The organism is Sutterella sp. KLE1602 (assembly GCF_001578585.1).
GTDB lineage: Bacteria > Pseudomonadota > Gammaproteobacteria > Burkholderiales > Burkholderiaceae_F > Sutterella > Sutterella wadsworthensis_A.
Window position 1 is genome coordinate 23,730 of record NZ_KQ968482.1, and the last position, 10,410, is coordinate 34,139.

8 protein-coding genes and 1 pseudogene are annotated in these 10,410 nt (G+C 63.9%); 3 read left to right on the forward strand and 6 right to left on the reverse strand.

Going from position 1 to position 10,410, the window contains the following annotated elements; all coding sequences use genetic code 11:
- Positions 1-183: 183 nt before the first annotated feature.
- Complete coding sequence (locus tag HMPREF3036_RS00205; protein WP_005434808.1) at positions 184-1,377, forward strand: alpha/beta hydrolase; 1,194 nt, start codon at positions 184-186, stop codon at positions 1,375-1,377.
- A gap of 144 nt (positions 1,378-1,521) precedes the next feature.
- Positions 1,522-1,881 carry a hypothetical protein gene (locus HMPREF3036_RS00210; protein WP_062330671.1) on the forward strand — a complete coding sequence of 120 codons (360 nt, stop codon included), beginning with the start codon at positions 1,522-1,524 and terminating at the stop codon, positions 1,879-1,881.
- Positions 1,882-1,993: 112 nt separating this feature from the next.
- Here the strand turns inward: HMPREF3036_RS00210 and HMPREF3036_RS00215 are convergent, their stop codons facing one another.
- The 4 genes from HMPREF3036_RS00215 to HMPREF3036_RS00230 all read right to left on the reverse strand — a co-directional run bounded on the left by HMPREF3036_RS00215 (position 1,994) and on the right by HMPREF3036_RS00230 (position 7,641).
- Positions 1,994-3,151 (reverse strand): porin, encoded by a 1,158-nt coding sequence (locus tag HMPREF3036_RS00215; RefSeq protein ID WP_062330674.1) that lies wholly within the window; start codon positions 3,149-3,151, stop codon positions 1,994-1,996.
- A 447-nt stretch (positions 3,152-3,598) separates the two neighbouring features.
- Complete coding sequence (locus HMPREF3036_RS00220; RefSeq protein ID WP_038006597.1) at positions 3,599-4,261, reverse strand: response regulator transcription factor; 663 nt, start codon at positions 4,259-4,261, stop codon at positions 3,599-3,601.
- A gap of 196 nt (positions 4,262-4,457) precedes the next feature.
- Positions 4,458-6,752, reverse strand: a complete 2,295-nt coding sequence (gene ppk1 / locus HMPREF3036_RS00225) for a polyphosphate kinase 1 (protein ID WP_005434799.1) — start codon at positions 6,750-6,752, stop codon at positions 4,458-4,460.
- A 199-nt stretch (positions 6,753-6,951) separates the two neighbouring features.
- Positions 6,952-7,641 (reverse strand): DUF3261 domain-containing protein, encoded by a 690-nt coding sequence (locus HMPREF3036_RS00230; RefSeq protein WP_062330677.1) that lies wholly within the window; start codon positions 7,639-7,641, stop codon positions 6,952-6,954.
- Between the two features lie 296 nt (positions 7,642-7,937).
- Here HMPREF3036_RS00230 and HMPREF3036_RS00235 point away from each other — a divergent pair, with 296 nt between their 5' ends.
- Positions 7,938-9,293, forward strand: a complete 1,356-nt coding sequence (locus HMPREF3036_RS00235) for a hypothetical protein (RefSeq protein ID WP_062330681.1) — start codon at positions 7,938-7,940, stop codon at positions 9,291-9,293.
- Between the two features lie 93 nt (positions 9,294-9,386).
- Here the strand turns inward: HMPREF3036_RS00235 and HMPREF3036_RS00240 are convergent, their stop codons facing one another.
- Together HMPREF3036_RS00240 and HMPREF3036_RS00245 are read right to left on the reverse strand one after the other, a co-directional pair.
- Positions 9,387-9,866, reverse strand: a complete 480-nt coding sequence (locus HMPREF3036_RS00240; RefSeq protein ID WP_005434793.1) for a hypothetical protein — start codon at positions 9,864-9,866, stop codon at positions 9,387-9,389.
- A gap of 27 nt (positions 9,867-9,893) precedes the next feature.
- Positions 9,894-10,410: pseudogene (locus tag HMPREF3036_RS00245) on the reverse strand (hypothetical protein); the annotation flags it as partial.

The window sequence follows — 10,410 nt, forward strand, 5'->3', positions numbered from 1 at the left end:
CGCGCCGGGTCGAGGATTTTTTGAGGACGTCTGCGCACGTTGAGGAGCGTGTCGAGGACGGGGCGGGCGTGCGGCGTCGCAGACCCGCTGCGGCACATGCGCGTGCAGGGGTCTGGCGTGCACTTGAGGTTTCAGGCTGAACGTGAGAAAGTGTCCTCACCCACCCGTTTTCAGGAGTCCTTCATGTTCGTCCGTTCCGGAATCCTCGCCGCCTCGATTCTGCTTTCCGTCACGAGCTGTGCCGCACCGTCGCTCGAGGACGCGCAGAGGCACGTTATGCCGCTCGGCCAGACGAGCTTCGCGCAGTATGCGGCCGACGCAAAGGCGTGGATCGGCGCCAACCGCAGCTTCGTGCTCGACACGGACGAGGGCAGGAAGATGGAGCTCGAGGCGAACCTGCCGAAGGAGTACCGCCCCGAGCATTCCGACGGGCGCGGGATCCTGCTCGTGCACGGGCTCGGCGACTCGCCCTGGTCCTTCTCCGACATTGCGCAGTCGCTTGCGGCGAACGGCATTCTGGTGAGGACGGTGCTTCTGCCCGGCTGCGGCACGCAGCCCGCCGACATGATGCCCGCGACGGCGGACGACTGGCGGCGCGTCGTGCAGGAGCAGGCCGACATCCTTTCGAGGGAGGTCGACGAGATGTGGCTCGGCGGCTATTCGACGGGGTGCAACCTTGTGCTCGACTACGCTGACGCGAACCCCGGCAGGACGAAGGGCTTTGTGCTCTTCTCGCCCGCGGTCGAGGTGAGGCCGCCGTTCGCTTGGGCGGCGTCCTTCGTCTCGAACTTCAGGGACTGGCTCGTGACGCCTGAGAGCCGTCCCAACGGCGGGCGCAATCCGTTCCAGTACTTCGTGGTGCCGATGAAGGGCTTTGCGGCCTTCCACGACACGATGGTGCGGGCGGACGACGTGCTTGAGCGCCTTGAGAAGAAGCCCTGGAGCGGTCCGGCGGCCGTGATGCTCGCGGAGCACGACGGACTCGTCGAGACGGAGGACCTGCTCGCGAGGTTCGATCGCGCCTTCCCGAATCCGAGGACCCGCATCTTCTGGTACGGCGAGGAGAGGTTCGCAAGGGGACTTTCGGCGCACGTGCGCATCCTGCCCGAAGCGGTGCCCGAGAAGCGCATCGCGAGCTTCTCGCACATGTCCATGACGTATCGTCCCGACAATCCCATGTACGGCGAATCGGGGGCGGAGCGCCTCTGCTGGAACGGTCAGTCGAAGGCCGAATCCAAGGCCTGCGAGGAAGGCGCCGAGATCTGGTATTCGGGCGAGCGCCATCAGCCGGGCGACGGGCGCAACTGCGCGAAGCTCACCTTCAATCCTTGGTACGACGAGCAGCTCGCGGGCATTCTCGACGTGATGGCCCGATGAAGGCTCCGCATACATCCGCTTGCAAGTTTTTTTGAGCTGAGAGCCTCTGCGGCGCAGGCGCTTGCGGTGCGAGCCGATATACTGTCGTGACACGGCCGGCCCGCCGCGGCGGGCCGGCCTTCAATCCACAGGACACTTGAGGAAATGGATCGATCCATGATCAGGAAGAGCATGCTACTCGTCATGACGGCCGCCGTCGCCGCCTGCATCGCAGGCTGCAGCAAGGAGGACATCGAGGCCGCCCGCGAGGCGGGCACCAATGCCGTCTCGAAGGTCGCCGACAAGACGATCGAGTTGAGCGACGAGGCCAAGGGCGTCGTCGACCGCACGAAGGAGCACATCCACGAGCGCATCGTGAAGATGCCTGAAGAAACCACCCGTCAGGCCGCCGAAATCCTCGGCGCCGCCGGCGAGGGCGCGAAGGACGCGAGCGAGCTTCTCAACGAGCACGCCGTCTCGCTTCAGGAGGGCCTCGAGTTCCGCTCGAAGGACCGCGAAAAATAAGCCGTACCCTCGGAATGCGCAAAAAAGGCCTGCCGCCCCGTGATGGGACGGCAGGCCTTTTGTCTGGTTCCGTGTTGAGTCCCGCCGGAGCGGGACTCAAGTCGAATTAGGATCAGAACATGTGGGTCAGGCCGAGGTAGGCCTGACCGACCTGGTTCTTGGCTTCCACATCCTGACCGTTGTTGTTGAACTCAAGCTTGGACACGCCGTAGCCCACGCCCGTGTAGACGGTCGTTCGCTTGGAGAGCGGGTAGCCATAACGAAGGGCGGCACCGTAGTAGGAAAGGTCGGCATCGTTTTGATTGGCAGCGTTGGCGCCGTTTTGGAACTTGGCGTCGACGAAGTAAAGACCGGCCGTGAAATCGCCGCCGAAGACCGGCGTGACCGTGCCGAGGTGCAGGCCGTAGCCCTTGGCGCCGTCGCTCCACATGTTGTCGGCGGTTTCAGCCCTCGTCTCATCGGCGATCGCCGTGAGCTGAGTGGCGCTCAGGCCCTTGAAGTACTGGGCCATCGCGAAGAGGCGGGTGACGCCGAAGTCGTAGTTGCCGCCGAGGTAGACGGTGTGGCCGTCTTCAACGCTGGGGTTGACGTCCGTGCCGAAGGACTGGTAGTTCTGGAATTCGTAGGCGAGAACCGTCTGGAGGGCGCCGAAGTCACCCGTGAGGGCGGCGGACGCGTAGCGGTTCACGGCGGAGGAGCCTTCGCGGTCCTTGTCGTTTACGGAGTCTTCGTTGAAGGAGTACTGGACCGTGGCCTTGACGCCGGCGAAGTCGGGCGTCTGGTAGGTCACCATGTTGTCGTAGCGGCTGGAGGCGGCAAGACCGAAGATGTTGTTGTCGCCGCCGTCAAAGGCGTCGCCATAGGCGTACACGAGGTCATAGGAGCCGGCGGAGGAGCCGACGCCGCCCATGCGGCCGAGGGACACGCGGCCGAAGTCGCCGGAGACCGTGGCGGAGAGTTCGCGGCCGAAGAGGCGGCCCATGCCGAGGGAGCCGTCGTCGGCGCTGAAGCTGTTTTCGGCGACGAAGCTCACCTGAAGGCCGTTGCCGAGGTCTTCGACGCCGCGAAGACCGAAGCGGGACGGAGCGTTGAGACCGCTTTCGAGACCGAAGGTGTTGGTCTTCGTGCCTTCTTCACCCGTTACGTCGAACTTTTCGTGCGTGAAGACGAGGGCTTCGTCAACGACACCGTAGAGGATGACGCTGGAGGCGTTGGCATAGGAGGCGCAGAAGCCGAGGACGGCAAGCGCGGCGAAAGACTTCTTGAACATGTGTGTTCTCCGTATGAGTGGGGGATGCGGAAGTGCACCGCTTGGTCGATTCAATGTATCCGCTTTCAGGACGCGTTCGCTCAACTTCGTGCGGCGGTTACAAATGTCTGAGGTGAGGCGGAATTCAGGACGAGGGAAAAGCGCACTTCCGGGTGTGTTCTTCAAGTTTCGTTCTGCTGCAGGCGGTTGCGGACGGACGGGGAACGGCGTGCTGTTTTTGGAACTAGTGCGAACGGATGAGGAAGAATGTCGGGTTTTTAGGACAAGTGTCGTAGCGCGGACATGCGAGGAGTAGTGTTGTGAAAAACCCACAATTCGTGGAGGAGCCTGCGCGGGAAGGGAAGCGGAGAGGCGGAGACGCAAAAGGAGAAGGAAGGGGAGACGCAGACGAAGAGGCCCCGCGGGACTCTCGTCCTGCGGGGCCTCAGGGCTTGTGCGGCGGGATCGTCAGATCTCGATGCTGTAGCCCGCGCGGCGGGCTGCAAGAAGGGCCTCGGTTCGGTTGCTTGCGCCGAAGATGCGGTAGATGGCGGCGACGTGGGTCTTCACGGTGCCCTCGGAGAGGTTGAGCTCGAGGCAGATGCGCTTGATGGGCGCGCCCTTGGCGAGAAGCATCAGCACGTCCTTCTGGCGGTCGGTGAGCTTGGGGGCGTTGCTCGAGAGGTGCGGGAGCGAGCGGGCGGTTTCGGAGAAGAAGCCCTCGCGCTGGCTTTCGGCGAGCAGCTTGGACGGAATGAAGACGCCGCCCCTGAGGACGAACTCAATGGCGTTCGTGAGCATGTCGGTGTCGAGGGATTTCGGCACGAAGCCCGCTGCGCCGAGCTGCAGTACGCGCATGATGCGGCCGCGGTCGGTGAGGCCCGAAAGGACGAGGATCTTGAGCATGGGCTGGCGGCGGACGATTTCCTCCATCAGCTCCGTGCCTTCGACGCCGGGCAGGTTCAGGTCGAGAATGAGCAGGTCGGCGGTCTCGCCTTCACGCCCGATGAGCTCAAGGGTTGTGGGCACGTCGCCGGCCGTCAGCACTTCGGCCGACGGATCCCGGTCGAGAAGCATCATGGAAAGGGCGCTCCTCACGAGCGCGTGATCATCGACAATCAGGTACTTCATGCGATTGAGGCTCTGCGGGAGCAGAGCGTTTCTACATTTTCAACGGGTTTAGATTGTACTAAAGAAGAAGTCCGTCGAACGAGTCCGAAAACGTGAAGTGAGGCCGCACCCGATGGGGGATATGCGGCGAAGCCCGCGGCAGGAGACCGCGGGCTTCGGGTTCAGATCACAGGCCTGACGGGATGAGGCGCGCGGATCACTTGCGGCGCTTCATCAGGTTGAGGACTCGGCCGATCTCTTCCTGGGAGTCGTAGACGGCCTCGCCCTCGGCGGGATGCTGCTTGACGTAGCTGCCGTCGGCCTGGAGTTCCCAGGCGTGGATGTTGTCGGCGAGCTGCGGACGGACGATCTGGTCAAGCACGTTGGCGCGGATGTCGGGATCCGTGACTGGTGCGAGGACTTCGATGCGGCCGTTGAGGTTTCGCGGCATCAGGTCGGCGCTGCCCACGTACATCTTCTCGTTGCCCGCATGGCGGAAGTAGTAGATGCGGGCGTGCTCGAGCAGGCGGCCGACGATCGAGCGGACGGTGATCGTCTCGGAGACGCCGGGGATGCCCGGACGGATCGAGCAGATGCCGCGCACGATGCATTCGATGCGCACGCCGGCCTGACTGGCCTTGTAGAGCTCGCGCACGATGCCCGGGTCGACGAGCTGGTTGCACTTGAGGATGATGTGGCCGCCGCCGTGCTTCTTGTGCAGCGCGACCTCTTCCTCGATGAGGCGGACGATGTTCGGACGCGTGCCCTTCGGGGAGACGAAGAGCTTGCGGTATTCGTCGATGATGCCGCAGCCCGTCATCACGTTGAAGAGGTCCTGGACGTCGTCGCAGATTGCGTCGTCGGCCGTGAGGATGCCGAGGTCGGTGTAGATCTTGGCGGAGCCGGCGTTGTAGTTGCCGGTGCCCACGTGCACGTAGCGGCGCAGGCCCTCGGGTTCGCGGCGCACGACGAGGCAGAGCTTGGCGTGGATCTTGAGGCCGGCGAAGCCGTAGACGACGTTGACGCCGGCGGCTTCGAGTTCCTCGGCCCAGTTGATGTTCTGCTCTTCGTCGAAGCGGGCCTTGAGCTCCACGACGGCCGTGACCTGCTTGCCGAGACGGCGGGCCTCAAGGAGGCTCCTCACCACGGGCGAGTCGCTGCCGCAGCGGTAGAGCGTCTGCTTGATGGCGACGACGTTCGGATCGGTCGCGGCCTTCTGCAGGAAGTTGAGCACGCCGCCGAAGGTTTCGTACGGGTGGTAGAACATCAGGTCGCGCTTGCGGATCGCGGCGAACGTGTCGGTTTCAGGCTCGAGCGCTTCGGGAAGCGTCGGGTGGAAGGGCGGGTACTTGAGCGCGGGGCGGTCGATGCCGCCGAGGCCCATGAACTCGCTGAAGGCGAGCGGCATTCTGGACTTGAACACCTGATAGGGGCGCGTGCCGAGATGCTTGACGAGGAAGTCCTGCAGACACTGCGGCATGCCGCGCTCGAGCTCGAGGCGCACGATGGAGCCGAAGCGGCGCTGCTCGACGTAGTCGCGCACGGCCGCGAGCAGGTCGTCGGCCTCGTCCTCCTCGATTTCGCCGTCGGTGTTGCGGGTGATGCGGAAGAGGCCCTGGGAGCGCACGCGGTAGCCCGGGAAGAGCTTCTCCATGCGCTGCATGATGAGGTCCTCGACCATGATGATCGTGCCTTCGCGCGAGCGCACGTCAAGCACCGTCGTCTCGTCGGCGTCTTCGGGCAGGAAGAGGAAGCGCGGGACGTTGTTCGGGCACTTCACGCGGCCGAAGCGGACCTTGCCCGGCTCGTCGGCGTGCACGCCTTCGAGTTCGACCACGAAGTTGATGCTCGTGTTCGAGATCATCGGGAAGGGATGGCCCGCGTCGACGGCCTGCGGCGTGAGGATCGGGAAGATCTGGCGGTCGAAGTAGCGGTCAAGCGCGCTGCGGCGCTTCGGAGAGAGCTGCGAGTAGCGGCCGAACTTGATGTCCTTCTTCTCGAGGGCGGGCTTGAGGGTCTTGAGCCAGAGGTCTTCGGCGACCTCGAGCATTTCGGTGACCTTGCGGCGGATCTCGGTGAGCTGGCGGGCGGGCGGCATCCTGTCGGCGCCCGTGGGCTCCGCACCCATGCGGGCCTGACGCTGCAGGTTCATCACGCGAACCATGTAGAACTCATCGAGGTTGTTGAAGAAGATTGCGAGGAACTGAACGCGCTGCAACAGCGGCACCGTCGGATCGGCGGCCGTCTCGAGCACCTTGCGGTCGAATTCGATCCAGCTGATCTCGCGGTTGATGTAGAGGGACGGATCGTCAACGTCGACGATCTTGGGGGCGACGGGAGCCCCGGCTTTCTCAACGGACTTTTCAACGGTCTTTTCGGCCGTCTTTCTGGCGGTGCGTCGTGCGGTCGTGCGGCGGGCGGGCTTGCCCGCGGCTTCGGCCTGCGCGGCCTGCTGAGGGGCAGCTTCGGTCGCGGCGGAGGCTTCGGGCTGGGGGTTCTTGGAATCAGTCATGTCTCTATTGTCCTTGTCTAGCAGCACAACGAATGTCGATTCTTATATTGTGTGCCATTTTTCATGACGATGCCATGACGCATTGATGACGTTTCCCTGAATCGTGTCACATTCTGACGTGCGCAGGAGGAGGTTCGAAGACATGCAAAAACGGCCGCGGATGACTGCGGCCGTGGCGTTTTGCGTGATTTGACCTCGATTATCGGGCGCTTTCGGGCTCGATGGAGAGCTCGTATCCCTCAGGGTAGTTCCTTAGAACCGTGGCGTCGCCCCGGGTGCTCGATTCGAGCACGCGCTGGCCGCTTCGGGCGAGTGTGCGGGTCGAACCCGAGACGGAGAGCGTGCAGTCGGGGCAGGTCTTGGCGAGGGAGGCCCTGATCGAGTCCACGGGCCAGTACATGAAGGTGAGGTCCCTGATGAGGTCCTTGGCGCGGAATCTTGAGGAAAGGAGCGGATGGCGGGACTCGGCCGTCGTCGAGGGCGTTGCGCTGATGCGCCAGAAGGGCGTGTTTAGCGCGGAGAGGGATGCGCTGATCGAGTCGCCCTTGACGATGATCGAGGCGGAGAAGTCGGGAATCTGTTCGGGGGCGCCTTCGCTCACGGCCTCCTTCGAGAAGGAGAACCTCATGCGCTGCGTTTCGTCGAACCTCACGCCTGCGCGGAAGTCTGGGCGAAAGAGCGGGGCCGCCACGATGCAGGAGGCGGGCTTGCCTGCGTCATCGGCCGCAGCCTGAGCCTTCGCCTTGAGTTCGGGCGCCGCCGACGTGCGCACGGCCTGGGGCTTGGAGGGCTGCGTGGCGCAGGATCCGTACGGAGCGGGCGTCGAATTCTGGGCGCATCCGGCCGCAAGGATCGTTGCAAGGACGGCGGGGAGGAGAAGGCGTTTCATGTCGGCGGGTGACGGGCGGGATTGAAGAGCGGCCACATTGTAGCCGATGCAACGATCGGAATACGTAACGGTCAGTATCGGTGATAAAGCTGAGGCAGTCTGAGGGCGCCTGCGGGACAGGCTGGGACCGAGGGATGCGTGATGCAGGGAGGATTGCATGGACGGCTGAAAGCCTCTTGGCGAGAGGGCCACTCGCCGCGCTCTCCGTGTTCCGGCGTCAAAATCCCGCTAATATAGAACTCGTTATTGAAGACGCGCCGCCCGCCCAAGAGCCTGCGGCCCACACTGGTCTCGACATGCAGAACAAAAAGCTCCTTGCCCTTGCCATCGCCTCGCTGGCCCTGCCGGCCATCGCGGCCGAAGCGCCCGCCGCAGCTCAGGCGGCGTCCACCGCCGCCCCCGTGGCTGCGCCCGCATCCGCTCCGGACTCGGAGTCGGAGGACGCGCTCGACAGCGTGGTGAACGGCCTCGCCTCCGCCTCGGAGACGGGGGAGGCCTCGCCCGAAGGGGAGAAGGCCGAAGAGGCTCGTACGGATGCGGCTCAGGAAGTCGCTGAAGGAACGGCCGGGGACAAGACCGGGGCGGCGGACGCAAAGTCTGAGGAAAAAAACGAGGATGCCGGCGCGGGGAGTGCGGACGAGTCCGGAGCGGACGGTGTTGCCGAGCTGCGCACGGCCGATGCGGTGTCGCCTCTTGCGATCGTGCCGCCGTTTCTGGACTTCATGCCCTACGTGACGAGCCTCAAGGACGTCGAGGAGGTCTTCGGCAAGAATGCCCGCCTCTATGACAACGGACGCTACGGCAGACGCCACATCATCACGGGTCAGGACTTCGATCTCGGCGTCACGAGCATTCTCGTCTACTACACGGACGGCGGACTTCTCTCAGACGTCTTCCTGAGGATTCCCGCGAAGGAGCGTCCCCGCGTGCTCGAGGCCCTCAGGGAGATGACGCCCTCGATGAATCCCGACGGCATCTGGACTTCGGATGGCGGGCGCGACTACTGGCGCACGAAGACCGCAGAACTCTCCGTGGGCCCCGTCAAGGGCGACGACTTCACGGTCGAGTACGGCGCGACGGCGCGCCAGATCCGCGAGACGCGCGCCTGGATCGAGGCCGATCCCGCTCACCGCGCACCGCGCTTTGCGGGACTTTCGATCGGCATCTCGACGGCGGCCGACGTCAAGGCGAAGGCCGACGGCAAGCGCTGCCGCATCCTGGGGCCGAGCCATGCGAAGGACGGCTCCTCGACCTATGCGCTCAGCGGTCCCTGTTTCGGGGTGCCGGGCGAATATCAGTCGCTGGCGTGGATTGCCGCCGACAGCGGCAGGCTCACGCGCCTCTTCCTGCAGAGCCGCGGCGACGCCGTGGGATTTTCCTCCGTGCTGCCTGCGCTTGAAAAGCGCTACAGGCTCACGGGCAAGCCCGGCGAATTCGAGGCGGGCGAGGCGCCTGCGCGCAACGTCTGGCCTGCCGTCATCCGCTTCACGCCCTATCGCAAGGCCGCGGGCGGCACCGTCGAGGAGGGCACCCTTGAATTCTTCGCCGGCATCGACGGCGTGAAGAAAGAGGAGGCCGTCTGGGACGCGCTTCTCGAGGAGAAGAAGGCGAGGGAGGCTCAGGCAAGGCAGGTCGACAGCCTGTTCGAATGACCTCGGCAACGGCTTGAACAAACGAAAGGCCCTGCAGGAGCGAATCCTGCGGGGCCTTGTTCAAGGTTTCAGGCCTGAGGGCCTTGGCCGGGCTCATTGGTCGAGCTTCTTGATTTCGGCGCGGGTGCGTTCAAGCTCGAGTTCGACTTTTTCACGGGCTTTCTCGGTGCGGACGGCCTCTTCGGCAACGGACGTGCCGACCTGGGCTTCACGCTCCTGGACCTTCAGCTCGGCGAGGCGGACCTTGAGCTCGCGTTCGCGAAGGGCGAGTGCATCAAGCTTGTCCTGCTTGGCCTTCTTGGCGGCGTTGGCCTTGGCGTTCGCCTGGGCGCGGGCCTTGTCGGCCTTCGCCTTGGCGGCCTGCTTCTGGGCTTCGGCCTTCTGGCGAGCCTGTTCGGCGTAGTATTCCTCGGCCTGGATGCGTTCCTGTTCGGCCTTCACGACGCCGATGTTGTACTCCATCTGGCCGCCTGCTTCGGCGTACTGCTCGGCGCGGCGGTCGGCATTGGTCGTGCAGCCTGCGGCGAGAAGAGCGGCGCCGAGGGCGGCGACCGTCATGATCTGCTTCTTCATAGAAATTCGGCGCGGAAACCTCTGTCTTCAGACAGGGGAGGAAGCGCCGTCCTCCTTTCTAAGTTCGGTTAAATAGGTGCTTCTCTTTTCGAGAAGCGTGAGCTTCCTGTAGCTGATGCCGGAAGAAAGCTTTACGCCGTCCAGCCTCCGGACATCGAAGTAGCCGGACGATCTTCGCCCGAAGATGAAGCCGGTTTGCCCAAGACATCTCACCTTGTCGAAGAGCCTGAAGTTCTTGACCAGATGCGGTGTTTGATTGAGCTTTCGGTATCCGATCTTCGTGCCGTCCTTAAGCGTCTTCGAGAGCACCGTACACTTGTGAATCTGACGGTTGTGCTTGCGCACCTGTCGCTGATAGAGGCAGACGCCTCTTCGTACGGCCTTGAGGTTCCCCGCGATGCAGTAGGCATCGACGCAATGCGTCTTGGGGAGTCCCAGAGTGATGCGCGTGTTCTTCGTCAGATAGCCGTAGGTGTTCTCAACAGGCAAACCAGAATGCGCCTTGCGCATGCGATCGAGCAATGTCCAACGCATGATGCCCATG

Coding starts and splice junctions, on each gene's coding strand:
- HMPREF3036_RS00230 (WP_062330677.1), bottom strand. CDS start 7,641: ATGAAACGCCTTCTCCTCCCCGCCGTCCTTGCAACGATCCTTGCGGCC.
- HMPREF3036_RS00215 (WP_062330674.1), bottom strand. CDS start 3,151: ATGTTCAAGAAGTCTTTCGCCGCGCTTGCCGTCCTCGGCTTCTGCGCC.
- HMPREF3036_RS00210 (WP_062330671.1), top strand. CDS start 1,522: ATGGATCGATCCATGATCAGGAAGAGCATGCTACTCGTCATGACGGCC.
- HMPREF3036_RS00205 (WP_005434808.1), top strand. CDS start 184: ATGTTCGTCCGTTCCGGAATCCTCGCCGCCTCGATTCTGCTTTCCGTC.
- HMPREF3036_RS00235 (WP_062330681.1), top strand. CDS start 7,938: ATGCAGAACAAAAAGCTCCTTGCCCTTGCCATCGCCTCGCTGGCCCTG.
- ppk1 (WP_005434799.1), bottom strand. CDS start 6,752: ATGACTGATTCCAAGAACCCCCAGCCCGAAGCCTCCGCCGCGACCGAA.
- HMPREF3036_RS00220 (WP_038006597.1), bottom strand. CDS start 4,261: ATGAAGTACCTGATTGTCGATGATCACGCGCTCGTGAGGAGCGCCCTT.
- HMPREF3036_RS00240 (WP_005434793.1), bottom strand. CDS start 9,866: ATGAAGAAGCAGATCATGACGGTCGCCGCCCTCGGCGCCGCTCTTCTC.